The sequence below is a fragment of the Microbacterium sp. NC79 genome (genome assembly GCF_019061125.1).
Lineage (GTDB): Bacteria > Actinomycetota > Actinomycetes > Actinomycetales > Microbacteriaceae > Microbacterium.
Genome location: NZ_JAHQYI010000001.1, coordinates 182,975 through 202,447, shown reverse-complemented (window position 1 = coordinate 202,447; position 19,473 = coordinate 182,975). Strand labels below are relative to the sequence as shown.

Genomic DNA, 19,473 nt, shown 5'->3' with positions numbered 1-19,473 from the left:
ACGCGCGTCCTCGCACGATTACTTCGCAGAACTCACGCGCCAGAAGACGCGCGGATGGTGTTGATAATGCCAGAGAAGTCTTGGTGTGCGCCCTCTCCTGCGGCAAACGCCGCGTACATCTGTTGCGCGTGCCGTCCCAATTGGGCGTCCACACCTGTCGCTTCAATGGCCGCGATCGCAAGCCCCAGATCTTTGGCCATGAGTGCGCCGGCAAAGCCCGGCTGGTACTCACGGTTTGCCGGGCTGGTCGGAACCGGGCCCGGAACCGGGCAGTTCGTCGTGAGCGCCCAGCACTGTCCTGAGGCATGGGCGGCAACGTCGTACAGGGCGTTGTGTGTAAGACCCAAGCGCTCGCCCAGCACAAAAGCCTCCGACACCGCGATCTGGCTGATCGCGAGAATCATGTTGTTACACACCTTCGCGGCTTGGCCGAGTCCGGCGCCACCGCAGTGCACCACGCGTGCTCCCATGATCTCGAACAACTCGCGCGCGGAAGCCACGACGTCGTCCGCTCCGCCAATCATGAATGCCAAGGTTCCGTTCTCGGCTCCGACGACGCCACCAGATACCGGTGCGTCGAGGCTGCGATGCCCGGCTGCCGCTGCGAGGTTGTGCGCCTCTTGCGCCTCAGCAACCGAAATGGTCGAGCAATCGATGAAGAGCGTGTCGGGTGCGGCGTTAGCCAAGAGGCCATCCGGCCCGGAATATGCGTCAATAACGTGCTTACCGCTCGGAAACATCGTGATGACCACGTCTGCTCCAGGCAAAGCGGCAACACCCGAATCGGCAATCGTGAGGCCCGCGGCCCGTGCCGCGTCAATCGCGGCCGGAACCACGTCAAAGCCCGCGATCGTGTGTCCCGCCCTGTGCAGGTTGATTGCCATAGGGAGCCCCATGTGGCCAAGGCCCAAGAATGCAATGTTCGTCATGCGAATCTCCTCACATCGGTTCGGCCGAGCGTCATCGCTCGGCTCACGAAGTTCTAGCGCTTACCCTCGAGCACTTCACGCCCAATGATGACGCGCATGATCTCGTTCGTACCCTCCAAGATTTGGTGCACGCGCAGGTCGCGCACCACCTTCTCGATGCCATACTCCGAGAGATAGCCGTAGCCACCGTGCAGCTGCAGCGCGTCGTTCGCGACCTTAAACCCAGCGTCTGTCGCAAATCGCTTCGCCATCGCACACAGCATGGCGGCGTCGGCGGAACCATCATCAATTGCGCGCGCCGCCTCACGCACCAGCGCGCGTGCGGCGCGCAGCTCGGTTGCCATGTCGGCGAGCGTGAACTGCACTGTCGAACGGGCCGCCAACGGCTCACCGAATGTGAACCGCTCTTTCACGTACGACGCTGCCCGATCAAGCGCCCACGATGCGCCGCCCAGCGAGCACGCGGCGATATTGATGCGGCCGCCGTTGAGGGCACGCATCGCGATTTTGAATCCGCCGCCCACGTCGCCGAGCACGTTGGCCGCAGGCACGCGCACCTCATCGAGAATCACCTGACGAGTGGGCTGCGCCTTCCACCCCATCTTCTTTTCATTAATGCCAAAGGAGAGCCCAGCGGAGTCAGCCGGAACCAAGAAAGCCGTAATGCCGCGAGCGCCAGGCTCGCCAGTGCGCGCCATCACGACGTACACGCCCGCCTCGCCCGCACCGGAAATGAACTGCTTCACACCGGTAATGACGTACTCATCCCCCGCACGGATCGCAGAGGTCGTGATCGCCGCCGCATCCGAACCAGCACCAGGCTCGGTCAGGCAATAGGCGCCGAAAATGTCCATCGCTGTGAGCTTTGGAAGCCAGGCCTGGCGCTGCGTATCGTTGCCGAATGTGTCGATCATCCACCCGACCATGTTGTGAATGGTCATGTATGCCGTCACCGTCGGATCAGCGTACGCCAGGGCTTCAAAGATCGCGGCCGCATCTGAGCGGCTGAGCGCGGCTCCGCCCACATCTTCTGCGACGTAAATGCCGCCGAGTCCCAGCGCCCCGGCGCGTTGCAGCGTGTCGCGCGGGAAGGTTCCGTTCTCATCCCACTCGGCGGCATGCGGGGCCAGCTCCGATGCCGCAAAATCTCGAACCGCGTCCAGAATGGCCGACAGTTCTTCGTCGGTCGTGGTGGTCATACTCATGGGGTCTCAATTCATGGTGGGAATGACGAAGCTGGCACCTTCTTTGATGCCCGACGGCCAACGACTCGTGATCATCTTGGTCTTGGTGTAGAAGCGGAAGGAATCGGGGCCGTGCTGGTTGAGGTCGCCGAATCCGCTCTTCTTCCAGCCGCCGAACGTGTGATAGGCGATCGGCACCGGAATCGGCACGTTCACGCCGACCATGCCGACCTGCACGCGCGTCGTGAAGTCACGCGCGGTGTCACCATCCCGCGTGAAGATCGCCACGCCGTTGCCGTACTCGTGATCGGTTGCCATTGCGAGCGCCTCTTCATACGACTCGGCGCGGGCGATGATCAGCACGGGACCGAATACTTCTTCGCGGTACACCGTCATCGCGGTGGTGACGTGGTCGAACAGGGTCGGTCCGAGGTAGAAACCGTTTTCGTAACCCTCGACGCGATAGCCGCGACCATCAGCGAGCAGCATGGCACCCTCGTCGATACCCGTTTGGATGTAACCGCTGACGCGATCGACCGCATCGCGAGTGATGAGCGGGCCGTAATCCATGCCTTCCGCGAGCGCCGGGCCGATCTTCAGATGAGCGACGCGCTCGGCGAGCTTTGACGAGAGCGCATTCGCCGTCTCCTCCCCGACCGGAACGGCAACCGAGATGGCCATGCAGCGTTCGCCTGCGGAACCATAGCCGGCGCCGATGAGTGCATCAGCCACCTGGTCGAGGTCAGCGTCCGGCATCACAATCATGTGGTTTTTGGCACCGCCAAAGCACTGCGCACGCTTGCCGTTTGCCGTCGCTGTGGAGTAGATGTACTGCGCGATGGGGGTCGAGCCGACAAAGCCCACCGCGGCGATCCGCTCGTCATGCAGGATCGCATCAACGGCTTCTTTGTCGCCATTGACCACGTTGAGCACACCGTCAGGAAGACCCGCTTCTTGAAAGAGCTCCGCAATCCGAATCGGAACAGAAGGGTCGCGCTCCGACGGCTTGAGAATCACCGCGTTGCCGCACGCGAGCGCTGGGCCAATCTTCCACAGCGGAATCATTGCGGGAAAGTTGAAGGGGGTAATCGCGGCGACGACACCGAGCGCTTGGCGCATCGAATACACGTCGATGCCTGTGCCTGCACCCACGGTGTACTCACCCTTCAGCAGGTGCGGGGCTCCGATACAGAACTCGATCACCTCGACGCCGCGCTGAATGTCGCCCTTGGCGTCTTCAAACGTCTTGCCGTGCTCGCTGGAGAGCAGCCTTGCCAGTTCGTCGCGATCTCGGGCAATGAGTTCGACGAACTTCATCATGACGCGAGCACGCACCTGCGGGTTGGTCGCTGCCCACGCCACCTGCGCCCGCTGTGCCGTGTCGATGGCGGCGGAAACCTCAGCGGTGCTTGCGAGGGCGACATGCGCCTGCACGTCACCTGTTGATGGATCGAAGACATCGGCGAAACGACCCGATGTGCCTTCAGTGCGCTTTCCGCCTACAAAATGCGGGATTTGACGTACCAATGTGACACCCCTGTCCGTGCCCTCGTTGGCACTGTGCTCAGATTACATGGATGTCCTAGTAAAAGGAATACCCCCTTGCCCGCTCATTGCTCCCGCGATGGCATGAGGCTCGGGCCACCATGCGTGCGTTTCGAATCGGAGTAGTGTTTTAAACACTGTCTGTCATTTGCGTTCGACGCACCGCCACCCGAGGACTCCCTATGCGCCCGCTCCTGTCTCGCCACCGCGCTCGAACGCTGGTGCCCGCGGCCATCCTGCTCGTCGTTGCCCTCACCCCCACGCAAGCCCACGCGAGTTCTGAGCCCGCAACCACGACGGTTCAGGTGCTGAGCATCAACGACTTCCACGGCCGCATTGCGCCGAATTTTGCGAGCGGGGAGGCGGGAGCCGCCGTTCTCGCCGGAGCCGTCACCCAGCTGCGGGCCGAGCAACCCAATACCCTCTTTGTTTCCGCTGGAGACAACATTGGCGCGTCAACCTTTCCCTCGTTCATCGATCGTGACGCTCCGACAATTGATGCACTCACCGCTGCCGGGCTCCAGCTTTCTGCCGTAGGAAACCATGAGTTCGACCAGGGATTTGCGGATCTCACGGATCGTGTGGTTCCGCGATTCGGTGGTTCTCATTTTGCGATTGGCGCGAACGTCTATCACCGCTTTACCGACGAGCCCGCGCTCGACGAATATCGCGTCGAGGTTGTTGATGGCGTGCGTGTCGCCTTCATCGGAACCGTCACGACAGACACCCCCTCCATGGTTCCGCCCACCGGAGTTGAAACCCTCACGTTTGGCGATGAACTCACCGCGGTGAATCGCGTCGCCGAGGAGATCGATCGCACCGACGCCGCCGACATCATCGTCCTCCTCACCCACAACGGCCAGTCCTCATCGGGGTGCGCCGACCTCGAAACCGGAACATCGGCGTACGCGCACGTGGTTCGCGAAGCCTCTGCACACGTTGATGCGATCATTTCCGGCCACACGCACCAGGCGTACTCGTGTGAGATCGCGGGGCCAAACGGCACCATCCGCCCCGTGATTCAGGCACACCAGTACGGCACCACCCTCGGCCAGGTGTCGTTCACCGTCGACGCTGTCACGCACGAGGTTGTTGACGCCACCGGTGATGTCATTCCGCTCGTGGTTGACGGCAGCCCGCGCTTCGCCGCTGACCCGGCAGTCGCAGCGATTGTCGATGCCGCCGTCGATCGCGCTGATGCGCTGGGCAGTGCCCCGATTGGAACCATCAGTGCAGACATCACGCGCGGTGGGGTCGCCGGGTCGGATCGTGGCGTGGAATCTGCTCTCGGCAATCTTGCCGCCGACATGATTCTGTACGCGACCTCCGCGCCGCAGTTCGCCGGGCAACCAGCGCAAATCGCTTTCCAGACACCCGGAAGTCTGCGCGATGACCTGCGCTACGGGGTCGACGGCACGGTGACGTTCAAAGATCTTGCGAACGTGCACCCGTTTGGCAATACCGTGATGACCGTGGAGCTCACCGGTGCGGAGCTGAAGAGCGTGTTGGAAGAGCAGTGGCAACCCGAGGAGACGGGGCGCTCCAAACGCTATCTCGGCACTTCGGCAGGCTTTAGCTACACATACGTTGTCGATGCGCCGCGGGGCACGCACGTTGTCGACATGTGGCTGGACGGCGTGCCGATCGACCCGGCAGGAACCTACGTTGTTGCCGCGAACTCGTTCCTGGCTGTGGGTGGCGACAACTTCACGACGTTTGCCGCCCAGACAGGCCGCGTCGACACCGGCATCCTCGATCTGCAGGCTGCCATCGACTACTTCGCCGCCCACACACTCGTCCTTCCAGCAGATCTCGGGCGCTCCGTTGTGGTTCCGCCATCGACACCGCAACCGTCGATCACCCCCACTCCCGAGCCTTCCGCGACGGTGGAACCCACTGTCACGAATCAGCCCACCCCACCGTCATCGTTGCCCGAAACCCCGCACACCGCGGCAACACCGGGGCCGCACTTGGCCGCAACAGGCACGGCGCTCGGCGTCCCCGCGCTCTTCGCCGCGGCTCTCCTGTTGGTGGCGGGTGCCGCGCCCATGGTTGCTGGTCATATTCGTTCAGGTCGGTCTGGCATTCTGGTTGCACGACGCTGAATGCTCAGCGGCGAACACCACGACCGTCGGAAAGCTCGCATGCCACGCTTCGCCACACCTCGCCTGCCCGTTACAGCACTTCTTGCGTTGACGGCGGTCTTGGCGCTTGGGCCCCTCACGGGTAGCGCGGCCCCCGCGAGCGCGACACCCGTGGCGCCGATCTCCGCCGCGCAGTTCGACACCGCAGGAACCATGAAGCCCTTCGAAACGTACGACTGGGCTGAGGTGTACTTCGGTTCCGGCGAAATCGCGCAAGGGCAAACGCTCCAGGTGACGGTCTCCGACCTGCGCACCGGTCGCATCATCACCGCCAACCTCGGTGACGGCGCTGTCGTGGTCGCGGATATCCCCGCAGCCGACCGCTATGGAGACACCGGATTCGCGCTGACCGTTCCGGCCGACTTCCCGCTTGGCGTCCACAATCTGACGATCGGCACCGACGAGTTCGCCCCGATCGTGATCCCCATCACGGTGACAGCGGGTGAGGGCGCGCCGCAGGCAGAACCCACGCCCCCTCCCGCGACGACAGACCCGTCCGCTTCACCCCAGCCGTCGGCAGATCCCGAATCCGATGCCCCCGGTTCCGCAACCCCGGGCGCGCCAAGCGCTGCCACGATTGAGCCGCCCGTTCCTGTCACAGCCGTGTACGGCGTTCTCGGCGGCATCGTGGGAATCATCATCATCACCGCCATCGTGCGGCGCGTGCGCAAGAGCGAATCCTGACGGCACTCGGCACGGCGGCCGCTCGAAGGAGTACGGTCGAAGGGTGTCTCTCACGCTTGCTGATGCCCGTACCCGTTCCGCTCTGATCTCTGATGTCGACACTGTCGTTCATCTCGATCTCACCCCGACCGATCGGTACGATCTGGTCGCAACGATCACATTCGCGTGCGCGACTGCGGGTGCTTCGAGCTTTCTGGAGCTAACCGATGCGACAGATCTCGTCGTTGAGACGTCGGGCGGAACCACGTGGCAGTATGACGGTCGCCGCATCACGCTGAGTGAGCTGGCTGCTGACAACACCGTGACGGTGCGCGCTCGCATGCCGTATGTCACCGACGGTGATGGCATGACGGTCGTGATCGATCCCGCAGACAATGAGCGCTACGTCAGCGGCTTCACTGCGATGGACATCGCACAACGCGTCATCCCCTGCTTTGACCAGCCCGATATCAAGACGTCGTTCACGGTGTCGGTCACCGCTCCGAGCCATTGGACGGTGCTCGGCAACGGCCTGTTCGATCGCCGCGAGGGTGACACCTGGTTCTTCCAGCCCACCCCGCGCTTCTCCACCTACATTTTCTTCGTCTGCGGTGGCCCGTTTGTCTCCAAAACGTGGGATGAACCGTACGCGCTCGCACCCAGCGGCACGCTACCGTTCGGCTGGCACGCCCGCGCCTCGCAGGCCGAAGCTCTTGATCGCGAGTTTGACAGCCTCAAATTTGTGACCTCCCGCGCGTTTGCGCACTACACCTCCACGTTTGATGAGCCCTACCCGTTCGCGGACTACCAGCAGGTATTCACGCCTGGCCTGAACTGGGGAGCAATGGAGTTTCCCGGATGCGTGGCCTTCCGTGATGAGTTGCTCACCCCGGGAGAGCCGACCGCGATGCAGCGTCACGCCATGAGCTCGGTCATCGCGCACGAAATGGCGCACATGTGGTTTGGCGACCTCGTCACGATGGCCTGGTGGGAAGACACGTGGCTCAACGAGTCGTTCGCCGATTACATGGGCTACGAAGTCTCCGGACGCGCAACCGGCACCGACACGTGGACGGCCGCGGCTCTCGGCCGCAAGCTCAGCGCGTACTCGGCCGACTCGCGCCGCTCCACACACCCGATTGCGGAAGACGCCGAAAATCTCGTCGACGTCGATACCGCCTTCGCAAACTTCGACATGATCACGTATGCCAAGGGCAACGCGGTGCTGCGCCAGCTCGTGACCTGGCTCGGCGAAGATGACTTCCTTCGCGGCGTCAACGCGCACCTGTCTGCGCACCCGTTTGGCACCGCGACGCTCGCAGACTTCCTCGACGCCCTCGACGCGGCGACCGACCGCGATGTGCGTTCGTGGGCTGCCGCCTGGCTGCGCACGACGGGCTTTGACACCATCACCGTGACCCGTGACGGTGAGGTTCCGGTGCTGACGCGCACCGGAAGTCGCCCGCACCGGTTCACCGTTGTCGGCTACGGAACCGATGGTTCCGTCGTGCGCGAAGAGATCGTCGATCTGGCTGACGCGCCGGTGCGCCTTGATGACTTCGCGGGCCTGGCCGTTCTGCCGAACGCGCTCGATGAGACGTACGCCGCGCTAGAGCTCGACGCCGCGTCGAAGGAGACACTCGACGGCGTGCTGAGCTCGATCGACCGCTCGCTCACGCGTGGCCTGCTGTGGGCGACCGCGGTCGCCGGTGTGCAGCGCGGCACCCGCACGACCACGAGCCTCATGACCCTGGCGCGCACGCAACTCGTGAATGAAGAGGACGCCACCGTGTTTGAGGGCGCCATCGGACTCGCCCTGCGCATGGCCGCCGCGCACTCGAGCGTCGACACGATCGGGGCGCACCTCGACCTGCTCGCGGAGCTTTCCCGTCTCGTACTGGATTCACCGAAGACCCACTTGCACGCAGCCGCCGAGCGCATTTTCGCGCACGCAGCCAGCGACCCTGTCGAACTGCAGCAGCGCCTCGATGCCGCCACCGACCCCGCGGTGCGATGGATGTACGTCACCCGTCTCGCCGAACTCGGTCAGGGATCGGCGATTGCGGTCGAGGCCGAGCGCGACCGTACGACGGCGGGTGCGCACGCCGCACTCCGCTCGACCGCTGCATTGCCGACGCCCGAGGCGAAGGCCGAAGCCTGGGCACGACTGACCAGCGGCACGCTGTCGAACCGTGAGTTCAGCGCGATGGCCGACGGGTTCTGGGGTATCGAACAGGGCGCGCTGGTCGCCGACTACGCGGCGCGTGCACCGCGCGAGCTCGCCTCCTTCGCACACACGCAGGGTCAGGCCATGGGGCAGCTCATCGGCCGTGCCTTGCCATCGATCGCGCTGCCCGATGGTTCCGCCGCTCTCATCCGCGAACTTCAGGCCGTCGTGCAGACCGAAGTGCCCACGGTTGCCCTGCGCGGCTTCAACGACCACCTCGATGACCTGGAGCACATGCGCGCCGCCACCGCGTAATCCCTGACGGAGCGTAACTTTTCACCGCCGTTTCCGCGCTGTTCACACGAACGACACCCGCAGCGTCAACGGTGGAGGAGTCCTGCGCATGCCCTGCGGCATGCCGCGAATCTCCAACAGATCAGGAACACTTCATGCTTTCGCGTCCCCTCCGCCGTGCTGCGGGAACCGTCGCGGTAGCGGCGGTGGCGTGCACGCTGGTGCTCACCGCACCGCTGCCCGCCACCGCCGCTATCGTCGCCGACCCCCTCGAGCACACGTCAACCGACGCCCGCATCACCCTCGCACCGATCGGCACGTTCGAGACGGGCGTCTTTGACGAATCCGCCGCGGAAATTGTTGCCGCCTACAACAGCCGCCTCTTCGTCGTAAACGCGCAAGCGGGTTCCGTCTCGGTCCTCGATGCCGACGACCCGGCCGCGATGACGCACCTGTACTCCGTGGAAGGCACGGGCGTCGCCAACTCCATCGCCGTCCGCGCAGATGGCCTCGGCGTCATCGCTTTCGAAGCGCCGGTCAAGACCGATCAGGGCACGATCCTGTTCTTCGACGCGAACGCGGACGAGCCGACGATTCTGGGCTCGGTCACGGTCGGCGCACTCCCCGATATGGTCGCGCTGTCTGCGGACGGAACCACGGCTGTGGTGGCCAACGAAGGCGAGCCGGCCGATGATTTCTCGGCAGATCCGGAAGGTTCCGTCGCTGTCGTGAGCTTGCCTGCCACGGTGAGTGCCGCACAGCAGAGCGATGTGCGCATCGCTGACTTTCACGCTTTCGAGGGTGCGGCCCTTCCCGCAGACGTGCGTGTCTTCGGCCCGACTCCCGAGGCCGACTTCGCCGTGAGCCGCAACCTCGAGCCGGAATACGTGACGATCGACGGCGCAACGGCGTATGTGACGCTCCAGGAGGCCAACGCCCTGGCCACCGTCGACCTTGCGACCGCGACCGTGACCGACATCACGGCCCTCGGCTTCAAGGATCACTCACTCCCAGCGAACGCGCTCGACCCGTCCGACAAGGACGGCCGTTTTGAGCAGCGCACGTACGACAACCTGTTTGGCATGTACATGCCCGACGGCATTGCGTCCTACCAGGCGAACGGAACCACCTACCTGGTGACCGCAAACGAGGGTGACGCGCGCGAATGGGGTGACTACGCCGAGCCTTCCCGCGTGAAGGATCTCGCGGACGATGGTTATGGCCCGGCGTGCGCCAACTTCGATGGGCTGACAGGCAACGCCGAGCTTGGCCGCCTGAACGTCACGCGCGAACTCGGCTTCAACGCCGAGGCGGGTTGCTACGACGAACTGTATGCGTTCGGTGGCCGCTCGTTCTCGATCTTCACTACCGACGGCACCCTGGTGTTCGACTCGGGGAGCGCGTTCGAGCAGATCACGTTCGACGCCAACGGCGACTTCGTGAACTCGAACCACACGGAAGCAAACTTCGAGGGCCGCAGCGATGACAAGGGTCCAGAGCCGGAGAGTGTCGCTGTTGGCACCGTCGGTGACCGCACGTACGCTTTCGTTGGCCTGGAGCGCGTGGGCGGCATCATCGTCTACGACATCACCTCCCCTGCCGACGCGGCATTCGTCACCTACGTCAACAACCGTGACTTCTCCGTTGACCCTGAGGTCGATCTGTCTGCCGCAGGCGACCTCGGCGCTGAGGGCGTCACGTTCATCCCGGCGAGCGCATCACCGACCGGTGAGCCGGTGCTTGCAGTCGCAAACGAGGTGAGCGGAACCACGACACTGTTTGCGATTGATGATGGCCTCACCGAGGTGCAGATTGTGAACGTCAACGACTTCCACGGCCGCATCGAGGCGAACCTCGGCAGCGGTGAGCCCGGCGCCGCCGTGCTTGCTGGCGCGATTTCCACGTTGACCGCTGAGAACCCGAACACCCTGTTTGTCTCCGCAGGTGACAACATCGGCGCGTCGACGTTCACGTCGTTCATCGACGATGACAACCCCACGATCGATGCACTTGTCGCCTCAGGGCTGGTGGCGTCCGCCATCGGAAACCACGAGTTTGACCTCGGCATGGACGATCTCATTGATCGCGTCGTTCCACGCTTCGGCGGGCCGCAGTACGCGCTCGGGGCAAACGTGTACGACCGCGCCACGGGTGAGCCCGCGCTCGACGAATACAGCATCTCCACCGTGGACGGCGTGCGCATCGCCTTCATCGGAACCGTCACCACCGAGACCCCGGCAATGGTTCCGGCCCCGGGTATCGCCGCTGTCACGTTCGGCGATGAATTGGAGGCCGCGAATCGCGTGGCAGAAGAACTCACCGCGGCGGATGCGGCCGACGTCATCGTGTTGCTGACGCACAACGGTCAGGCCACCGAAAGCTGCGCCGACCTCACCGACACGACGACCGCATACGGTGAGCTCGTGAACGGCGCATCGAGCCGTATCGACGCCATCATTTCTGGTCACACCCACCAGGCCTACTCCTGCGAGATCGAAGACCCGGAAGGTCAGCTGCGCCCGGTCATTCAGGCACACCAGTACGGCACGACGCTCGGACAGATTTCCGTGACCGTCGACTCGGCTTCGAAGGAGCTCTTGTCGATTTCCGGCGCGTTGCTGCCCCTCGCAGACGGGGGCACTGCGCTCTATCCGGCGGATGAGGACGTCGCTGCCATCGTTTCTGCGGCAGCCGAGGTCGCCCAAGAGAAGGGCGGCGTGACGGTCGGAACCATCAGTGCAGACATTCTGCGCGGCGGCGACAACGGCTCTGACCGCGGCATCGAGTCGCCCATGGGCAACCTGATCGCCGATGTCATGCTGTGGGCGACCACACCCGTAGCAGCACTGGAAGCACGTGCGGCGTCTGAAGCACCAGCAGCACCGGTGGCAGATATCGCGTTCATGAACCCCGGGGGCCTGCGCGCTGACCTGCTGTACGGCACCGATGGTTCCGTCACGTACCGTGACGTGGCCAACGTGCAGCCGTTCGCCAACACGATCACGACGGTCACGTTGACGGGTGCGCAGATCAAGAGCGTGCTCGAAGAGCAGTGGCAGCCAGAGGGCGCGTCTCGCCCGAAGCTGCACCTGGGAGTTTCGGAGGGCTTCAGCTACACGTACGTTGAGGATGCTCCGCGCGGCGAGCACATCGTCACGATGACGCTGAATGGCGCACCGATTGATCCGGCCATGACATACACGGTGGCGGCCAACTCGTTCCTCGCGAACGGCGGCGACAACTTCTTCACCTTCGCCGAGGGCACGAACCGGGTCGACACCGGCCAGGCAGATCTCGGCATCACGGTGGCGTACTTCGCCGCGCACCCGGTGGTCAGCCCGGCACCGCTCGGTCGCGCCGTCTTGGCAGAAGAGCCTGGTCAGGCGGATGCTGACACCGACAGCTCAGGCTCCGGTGGCGAGGCTGATGCCGACGCTCATGCGGACGCTGACGGCTCCGCTGGCTCCGCTGGCTCCGCTGCGGATGGTTCCGCGGGCTCAGCAAGTAGCGGATCCGGAACCTCGTCTGGCGCAGGCGGTGGTCTCGCGAATACGGGTAGCGATGCACCATACGGGCTCGCGCTCGGCGCGTCTGTGCTCGTCGCTAGCGGCCTGCTCATCGTGGCATTGCGCCGCCGTCGGGTTCACAGCTGACGCCCTGACCAAGAAAAAGTGTTGCCCCCACCAATTGCGGTGGGGGCAACACTTTTATCGTCGCTACTTACTCGGCTTCTGCCTCGCGGTTTGCTGCTGCAAGCTCCGCTTCGGTGGCAACGTAGCCGTCAATGTGACGCTCGTCCGGGCCGACGTACTCCGACAGCGGGCGAATCAGCGCGTTCGAAGCAAGCTGCTCCATGATGTGCGCGGTCCAGCCGGTGACGCGAGCGGCCACGAACAGCGGCGTGAACGTGAGCGTGTCAAAACCGATCAGGTTGTACGCCGGACCCGACGGGTAGTCGAGGTTCGGGTAAATGCCCTTGCGGCCAACGAACTCGCTCTCGAGGGCGTCGTACAGCTCGGCAACATCGGGGCGGTTGTAGTGCGCCACGAGGGTGTCGAGGGCTGCCTTCATCGTGGGAACACGCGAGTCGCCACGCTTGTAGACGCGGTGACCGAAGCCCATGATCTTGCGCTTCTCGCCGAGAGCCTGATCCAGCCACGGCTTCACGTTTTCGGCCGAACCGATGTCGTTGAAGATGTGCAGAACGGCCTCATTGGCGCCGCCGTGCAGCGGGCCCTTGAGCGCACCGATGGCACCGGTGACAGCCGAGTACAGGTCGCTCAGCGTGGAGGCAATAACGCGCGACGTAAATGTCGATGCGTTAAACGAGTGCTCTGCGTACAGCGTCATCGAGCGGTTGAAGGCGTCAACGACGACCTCGTCCTGCTCTTCGCCGAACGTCATCCACAGGAAGTTTGCCGAGTAGTCGAGGTCATCGCGCGGGGCGACGAGCTCTTCACCACGGCGACGACGCTGACCGTATGCCACGATGGCAGGCAGCTGAGCCCACAGGCGAATGGAACGCTCTTGGTTCTGCTCCGGGGTTCCGGCAGCGTCCATCACGTCACCCGTGGCGTCGAGCGCACCGATAACGCTGACCGCGGTGCGGACCTCATCCATCGGGTGTGCGCTCGTCGGCAGAATGTCGATCGCTGCCTTTACTTCGGGAGCCAGGGCGCGATACTTGCGCTCCGTTGCGCGCAGCTCAGCAAGCTCCGCGTCGGTGGGCAGGTTGCCGGTCCACAGCAGGTGCGCCACAGCTTCAAACGGCTGCGTTGCGGCCAGCTCCTGCACCGGGTATCCGCGGTACAGCAGGCTGTTGGTTTCCGGGTTCACCTTCGAGACGCTCGTCACGTCGACGACGACGCCCGCGAGGCCCTTCTTGATGTCAACATCCGTCATGAGTTACTCCTTCTTGGCTTAGCGCTCAACTTGGAAGTTGAAGACGCTGGTGTCGAAGTGGTTGTAGGCCTCATAGTCGATGAGGTCGTAGAGGTCAGCGCGGTGCTGCATCTCGCCCAGCTTGCCAGTCAGGTGACCAACGTTGTTGAGCTCGTCGAGGGCACGACCGGTCGCACCCATCGAAATACGAAGCATCGAGACCGGCCAGATGACGATACGAATACCGACATCGGCCAGCTGCTGCGACGAGAACAGTTCGCTCTTGCCAAACTCCGTCATGTTCGCGAGAACCGGAACATCAACGGCGTTCACGACAGCTTCGAAGTCTGCGAGGCTGTGCATCGCTTCCGGGAAGATCGCGTCAGCACCCGCGTCGACGAGCGCCTTCGCGCGGTCGATCGCTGACTGCACGCCTTCGACAGCCGCGATGTCGGTGCGCGCCATGATGAGGAAGTTCTCGTCACGACGAGCGTCAACAGCGGCACGGATGCGCTTGAGCGCGGTGCTTTCGTCGACAACAGCCTTGCCATCGAGGTGACCGCACCGCTTGGGGTTGATCTGGTCTTCGATGTGCATGCCGGAAAGGCCTGCGTCTTCCATCTCCTGGATCGTGCGTGCCACGTTCATCGGCTCACCGAAGCCGGTGTCGGCGTCGATGATGGTGGGCAGGTCGGTCATACGAGCGATCTGCTTGCCGCGGCCTGCCACCTCCGTGAGCGTAGTGAGGCCGATGTCGGGAAGACCGAGGTCTGCCGACAGCACGGCACCGGAAATGTAGACGCCCTCGAAGCCCTTGCGCTCGATGAGGCGGGCAGACAGCGGGTTGAATGCGCCGGGGAAGCGCAGCAACTCGCCGGAGTTGAGCCGCTCACGGAAAAGGCGACGCTTCTCCGCTGCGGGGATTTCTGAGTACAGCATGATGCTCTCTCCGATTCGGCTTAGAACAGTCCGCGCGGCGACTCGATGCCGTCAAGCAGGCCCGGCTTCGCGACGATGTTGAGCTCGCGCAACTCGTCAGCGGTGAGCTCAGGGAGGCGCTGCGCGAGGTCGAGGAAACGCTCGATCTCAGCAGCTTCGAGAACCGGCTCAGCAAGGATACGGAACTTGCGGATGTAGTCAGCGCGAGCGAAGGGACGGGCACCCAGCGGGTGAGCGTCAGCAACAGCGATCTCGTCGACAACGGTCGAACCGTCGGTCAGCGTGATCTCAACGCGACCACCGAAGGCCTTCTCGTCGGGGTCTTCCGAGTGGTAGCGGCGCGTCCACTCAGCGTCTTCAGCCGTCGTGATCTTGTTCCACAGCTCAACCGTGTCGGCACGGCCGGCACGCTCGGGTGCGTAGGAGTCAACGTGGTGCCACGTGCCATCCTGCAGTGCGACCGCGAAGATGTACGGGATCGAGTGGTCAAGCGTCTCGCGCGAAGCCGTGGGGTCGTACTTCTGCGGGTCGTTTGCGCCCGAGCCGATCACGTAGTGCGTGTGGTGGCTGGTGTGCAGCACGATCGAGGCGATGTTTGCCGGGTCGCGCAGCGCCGGGTTCTCGTTGCCGAGCTTGCGAGCAAGGTCGATCCACGCCTGAGCCTGGTACTCAGCCGAGTGCTCCTTGGTGTAGGAGTCAAGAATCGCGCGCTTTGCTTCGCCTGCGGCGGGCAGCGGAACCGTGTAGGAAGCGTCGGGGCCGTCAAGCATCCACGCGATGACACCGTCTTCACCTTCGTAGATGGGGCTCGGCGACGTCTGGCCGCGCATCGCGCGGTCAACAGCCTCGACGGCCATCTTGCCTGCGAATGCGGGGGCGTGTGCCTTCCACGTCGAGATTTCACCCTTACGCGACTGGCGCGTTGCGGTGGTGGTGTGCAGACCCTGGCCGACAGCCTGGTAGATGGTCTCGGCGTCGAGGCCGAGAAGCGTACCGATACCGGCCGATGCCGACGGGCCGATGTGCGCGACGTGGTCGATCTTGTGCTTGTGCAGGCTGATGCCACGCACGAGGTCCATCTGGATCTCGTAACCGGTCGCGATACCGCGAACGAGCGCGCGGCCGTCCTTGCCACAGTGCTGGGCTACCGCGAGGATCGGCGGGATGTTGTCGCCGGGGTGCGAGTACTCGGCGGCGAGGAAGGTGTCGTGGTAGTCGAGCTCACGAACGGCAACGCCGTTTGCCCATGCTGCCCACTCGGGGCTGGTGCGCTCTTCGTCAAGACCGAAGATGCTGGCGCCCGCGCCACCGCGCGAGACCGGGTGGTCCAGCGCCTGCGAGCGAGCCGAGACGATCGGGCCACGCGTGAGGGAAGCGGCGGCGACCGATGCGTTGTCGATCACGCGGTTGATGATCATGTCGATGACGTCGGCTTCGACCTCGACCGGGTCAACCGCAACCTGAGCGATCTTCCAGGCGAGCTGCTCTTCGCGGGGCAGGTCTTCTGCGCTCTTGTAGACGCGCACGTGGTGCTGAACAGTCATGTTTCTTCCTTTACTTCTGGAGGGATTTGGTGGCCCCGACCGGAGCAGGCTCCGGGAGGGCCGCCAAGATGTTCGTTAAGGCGTTGTGCAGGTGCACGTGGGTGGCGTGCGCTGCGAGGTCGGCGTCGCCTGAGGCGATCGCCGAAGCAATGAGGCGGTGTTCGGCAATGGACTGCACGAGGCGCGCTGGGTTGTCGCGGGCGAGGCGACGCACGCGCACCAGGTGGGTGCGGATCATGCGCAGTGCCGCGGTCAGGTAATCGTTGTTGACGGCGGCATCGAGCCGCTCGTCAAAGCGCGCAATGACGGCATAGTAGTCATCGAGCCCTTCAGCACCCTCAATATGGGTGTGTTCAAAGGCGGTAGCCAGCACGGCGAACGTCTCATGGTCGCCACGGTGCGCAGCCAGTCGTGCCGCGGTTTCTTCGAGCGCGCGGCGCACTTCGAAGAGTTCACGAATATCGTCGGCGTCAATGTCGGTGACGACGGTGACGCGCGGCGACTGTTGGGCAACGAGGCCGTCAGCGGCCAGGCGGCCGATGGCTTCGCGCAAGGGGGTACGGCTTACGCCGAGACGGGCGGCCTGCTCAACTTCACCGAGCACAGCACCGGGTGCCAGCTCGCCGGATTGAATCTCGCCGAGAAGCGTTTCATATGCACGATCACTCGCCCGCATGGCACCTCCTTGTGATTGCTAGTGTATACAAAAAACCGGCAATCACAAGCTGTGACGCAATTTCAGGGCGTTAGCGTATACAAAACGCTCATTCTCGCGAACTACGCGAGCGCGTCGACCTCTTTTTCACCGAGCTTGACGATAACGACGCCGACGAGGATCAGCGCGCCGCCGATGATCTCGAATAACCCCGGAACCTGCCCGACCAGGAGCCACCCGTAAAGCACCGCCGCAACGACCTCGCTGAGCGCGACAAAAGATGCCAGGCGCGAGCCCAGCATGCGGGTCGACACGATGCCGAGCACATACGCAATGGCCGCAGAGACGAGACCGAGCGCCAGCAGCGGAATCCAGAACGGCACGGAACCAAAGACATACGTGACGGGGTCGGCGGATGCGTTCAGCGGCAGGATGCCGACGAGCCCGGCTATACCGAGTCCCGCGCCTCCCACGAAAAGCCCGAAGCCGGCGAGCGCGATCGGTGGAATACCGATGTCTTGTCGTGCCGACAGAATGAAGTAGGCGGCGGCGCCAATCATCGCGCCAAAGGCCCACAGCACGCCAGCCGGGTCTGCGGATACGCCGCTGAAGACGTCGAGCATGACAGCCAGGCCGAGGAGGGCGATGGCGGCGCCAATGAAGGTGGCACCCGACGGACGCACCCGCGAGCGAAGCCAGACCCACACAATGACAAGCACAGGCGCCGTGTACTCAATCAGCAGCGCGATGCCCACGTCGATGGTGACGACCGCCTGGAAGTAGAACAGCTGTGTCGCGGCGACGGCAAGCGCACCGTAGAGCAGCACGATCGGCCAGGCTTTGCGCATGACTGCCCATTTGCCGCGCATCGCGAGGAGCGTGGGAATGGCGAGTGCGATCGCCGCGATCCAGATGCGGGCAAGCACGACGGAACCGGGAGTCCAGCCGGAATCGATGAATCCCTTTGCCAGGGCTCCTGAGGTTCCGAAGCTCAGCGCTGTGGCAATTGCCAACACGAGGCCCAGCCGCGTTTGGTTCTTCTTCGGCGTGGGCGAGGGGATGAGGAGGGGGCCGGTCACTTTCTGACGTTATCGCTTTGTGCGAGTGCCGGCATAGTTTCGCCGTCGGGCGCGACTGCCGCTGGGTCGGGCGCGGCTGTCGCTGGGTCTGGTGGCGGCGCCGCTGGGTCGGGCGCGGCTGTCGCTGGGTCGGGTGGCGGCGTCTCGGCGTACGCCTTCGATAGGTTTCGGTATGGCTTCGAGAGGAAGGCGAGGAGCACGGCGATCAGCATGATGAAGCTCGCGATCACGAAGACCAGAGCGATGCCGCGCGCTTCCCCCTCGCCGAGAAGCCAACCCCACGTGTCTTGCCCGGCATCGCTATTCATGTACGGCACGATGATGAACTCGGCAATGGGGCCGATGAGAAACGCGGTAATGGGTGCGGCCGACACTTCGACGGTCATCGCGAACCCGAACACTCTGCCCTGTTTTTCATACGGAATCACCCGCTGCAAGATCGTCTGCTCCGCGGCTTCTGCTGCTGGCATCAGGGTCATGAAGATGAGCAGCCCCACGACGTATAGCCAGGCCCACTCGCGCGTGGTGAAGGTCATCCCGAGGATTGCGACACCCACATTGACCAGCAGGAGCGTGCGCAACGGGTTTTTTCCCAAGCCAAATTTTGCGACCAACCCACCGCCAATGATGAATCCGATGCTGGTCACGCCCAACACGATGCCCCAGATTTCGACGGGGAAGAGGGTGAGTCCGTACGGGTCCATCAGCGTCATGAAAACGCCACCCACGAGGTTGTTGAAGGTCGTGAATAGCAACAGTGCAAGCAGCCCGGGCACCGCCATGATGACCGGGATGGCGCCGCGAAAGTTCACCCGCCCCTCGCCACTTTTCACCTTTGTTGGTTCCGGAATCGAAATCAGCAGCAGGTGCACCAGCGCCACCGCCGTCGCACTGACCGCGATCATGATGGTGGCGCCCATGCCGAGGAGGCCGACGGAGAGCCCAGAGAACACGCTCGTCACGAGAAAGGCGATGCCGCTCACCGCGCCCACCAGCCCGTTCGCCTTGTCACGACGGTCGGCCGGAACCAGCAGGGTCACGGTGGTGGACAGTGCGATATTGCGCATGTTTTCGACGACGCTGCCCACCAGCACGATCGTGACAAAGATCCAAAACCAGGGCCCGCGCCAATCGAGCAGCGTCGCCTCGGAGAACAGCGCGAACATTCCCATTGCGATCGCGTATGTGGTCAGAGTCGTGAGGCTCGACACGATCATCGCGGTCTTCTTGCGCAGATGATCAACGATCGCGCCAAAAACCATGCCGAACACCGCAACGAGCAGCATGTAGGCGCCACCGATCACACCGGAGGCGAGCAGTGACTTCGTCTCGAGGTAGACCCAGAACACGAGCGCGAACCACAAAAAGCTCGACGTGACGTTGGCGAGCGCGGTATTGACCAAGACCGCGTAGAAGCTGCGCATGCGCGCATGCGCAGCGGCACTCAGT

The 19,473-nt window shown here is 63.7% G+C and carries 13 protein-coding genes; 4 read left to right on the top strand and 9 right to left on the bottom strand.

Annotation, left to right across the window (positions count from 1 at the left end; all coding sequences use genetic code 11):
• Positions 1 to 32: 32 nt before the first annotated feature.
• From mmsB to KTJ77_RS00895, 3 genes are read right to left on the bottom strand one after another with little or no spacing between them, the layout of a single operon-like run.
• On the bottom strand, positions 33 to 929 hold the full coding sequence (gene mmsB / locus KTJ77_RS00905) for a 3-hydroxyisobutyrate dehydrogenase (RefSeq protein WP_217336651.1): 897 nt from the start codon (positions 927 to 929) through the stop codon (positions 33 to 35).
• 53 nt (positions 930 to 982) lie between these two features.
• Positions 983 to 2,134: an acyl-CoA dehydrogenase family protein gene (locus KTJ77_RS00900; RefSeq protein WP_217336650.1), complete on the bottom strand. Its 1,152-nt coding sequence runs from the start codon at positions 2,132 to 2,134 to the stop codon at positions 983 to 985.
• Between the two features lie 6 nt (positions 2,135 to 2,140).
• Positions 2,141 to 3,640, bottom strand: coding sequence for a CoA-acylating methylmalonate-semialdehyde dehydrogenase (locus KTJ77_RS00895; RefSeq protein WP_217336649.1), 1,500 nt, complete (start codon positions 3,638 to 3,640; stop codon positions 2,141 to 2,143).
• A 200-nt stretch (positions 3,641 to 3,840) separates the two neighbouring features.
• Here KTJ77_RS00895 and KTJ77_RS00890 point away from each other — a divergent pair, with 200 nt between their 5' ends.
• From KTJ77_RS00890 to KTJ77_RS00875, 4 genes are all read left to right on the top strand, one after another.
• Positions 3,841 to 5,763, top strand: a complete 1,923-nt coding sequence (locus tag KTJ77_RS00890) for a bifunctional UDP-sugar hydrolase/5'-nucleotidase (RefSeq protein WP_217336648.1) — start codon at positions 3,841 to 3,843, stop codon at positions 5,761 to 5,763.
• 39 nt (positions 5,764 to 5,802) lie between these two features.
• Positions 5,803 to 6,486 (top strand): hypothetical protein, encoded by a 684-nt coding sequence (locus KTJ77_RS00885; RefSeq protein WP_217336647.1) that lies wholly within the window; start codon positions 5,803 to 5,805, stop codon positions 6,484 to 6,486.
• A 43-nt stretch (positions 6,487 to 6,529) separates the two neighbouring features.
• Positions 6,530 to 8,947 (top strand): aminopeptidase N, encoded by a 2,418-nt coding sequence (gene pepN, locus KTJ77_RS00880; protein WP_217336646.1) that lies wholly within the window; start codon positions 6,530 to 6,532, stop codon positions 8,945 to 8,947.
• Positions 8,948 to 9,081: 134 nt separating this feature from the next.
• Entirely contained in the window at positions 9,082 to 12,579 is a 3,498-nt protein-coding gene (locus KTJ77_RS00875) for a choice-of-anchor I family protein (protein WP_217336645.1), read from the top strand.
• A gap of 67 nt (positions 12,580 to 12,646) precedes the next feature.
• Here the strand turns inward: KTJ77_RS00875 and KTJ77_RS00870 are convergent, their stop codons facing one another.
• The 6 genes from KTJ77_RS00870 to KTJ77_RS00845 all read right to left on the bottom strand — a co-directional run bounded on the left by KTJ77_RS00870 (position 12,647) and on the right by KTJ77_RS00845 (position 19,448).
• Entirely contained in the window at positions 12,647 to 13,828 is a 1,182-nt protein-coding gene (locus KTJ77_RS00870; RefSeq protein WP_217336644.1) for a bifunctional 2-methylcitrate synthase/citrate synthase, read from the bottom strand.
• A gap of 18 nt (positions 13,829 to 13,846) precedes the next feature.
• On the bottom strand, positions 13,847 to 14,746 hold the full coding sequence (gene prpB, locus KTJ77_RS00865) for a methylisocitrate lyase (protein WP_217336643.1): 900 nt from the start codon (positions 14,744 to 14,746) through the stop codon (positions 13,847 to 13,849).
• A gap of 20 nt (positions 14,747 to 14,766) precedes the next feature.
• Entirely contained in the window at positions 14,767 to 16,290 is a 1,524-nt protein-coding gene (locus tag KTJ77_RS00860) for an MmgE/PrpD family protein (RefSeq protein WP_217336642.1), read from the bottom strand.
• A gap of 10 nt (positions 16,291 to 16,300) precedes the next feature.
• Positions 16,301 to 16,966, bottom strand: coding sequence for a GntR family transcriptional regulator (locus tag KTJ77_RS00855; RefSeq protein WP_217336641.1), 666 nt, complete (start codon positions 16,964 to 16,966; stop codon positions 16,301 to 16,303).
• Between the two features lie 101 nt (positions 16,967 to 17,067).
• The gene (locus KTJ77_RS00850) at positions 17,068 to 18,024 is read right to left on the bottom strand and encodes a DMT family transporter (protein ID WP_367948788.1); all 957 of its coding nucleotides are present in this window, start codon (positions 18,022 to 18,024) and stop codon (positions 17,068 to 17,070) included.
• Positions 18,021 to 19,448 (bottom strand): MFS transporter, encoded by a 1,428-nt coding sequence (locus tag KTJ77_RS00845; RefSeq protein WP_217338270.1) that lies wholly within the window; start codon positions 19,446 to 19,448, stop codon positions 18,021 to 18,023. Before KTJ77_RS00845 ends, KTJ77_RS00850 begins: the two co-directional genes overlap by 4 nt.
• Between the last annotated feature and the right edge of the window lie 25 nt (positions 19,449 to 19,473).

Bases quoted from the DNA above. Each gene is read 5' to 3' on its own strand.
- mmsB (WP_217336651.1), bottom strand. From the start codon at position 929: ATGACGAACATTGCATTCTTGGGCCTTGGCCACATGGGGCTCCCTATG.
- KTJ77_RS00900 (WP_217336650.1), bottom strand. From the start codon at position 2,134: ATGAGTATGACCACCACGACCGACGAAGAACTGTCGGCCATTCTGGAC.
- KTJ77_RS00890 (WP_217336648.1), top strand. From the start codon at position 3,841: ATGCGCCCGCTCCTGTCTCGCCACCGCGCTCGAACGCTGGTGCCCGCG.
- KTJ77_RS00885 (WP_217336647.1), top strand. From the start codon at position 5,803: ATGCCACGCTTCGCCACACCTCGCCTGCCCGTTACAGCACTTCTTGCG.
- KTJ77_RS00875 (WP_217336645.1), top strand. From the start codon at position 9,082: ATGCTTTCGCGTCCCCTCCGCCGTGCTGCGGGAACCGTCGCGGTAGCG.
- KTJ77_RS00870 (WP_217336644.1), bottom strand. From the start codon at position 13,828: ATGACGGATGTTGACATCAAGAAGGGCCTCGCGGGCGTCGTCGTCGAC.
- prpB (WP_217336643.1), bottom strand. From the start codon at position 14,746: ATGCTGTACTCAGAAATCCCCGCAGCGGAGAAGCGTCGCCTTTTCCGT.
- KTJ77_RS00860 (WP_217336642.1), bottom strand. From the start codon at position 16,290: ATGACTGTTCAGCACCACGTGCGCGTCTACAAGAGCGCAGAAGACCTG.
- KTJ77_RS00855 (WP_217336641.1), bottom strand. From the start codon at position 16,966: ATGCGGGCGAGTGATCGTGCATATGAAACGCTTCTCGGCGAGATTCAA.
- KTJ77_RS00845 (WP_217338270.1), bottom strand. From the start codon at position 19,448: ATGCGCAGCTTCTACGCGGTCTTGGTCAATACCGCGCTCGCCAACGTC.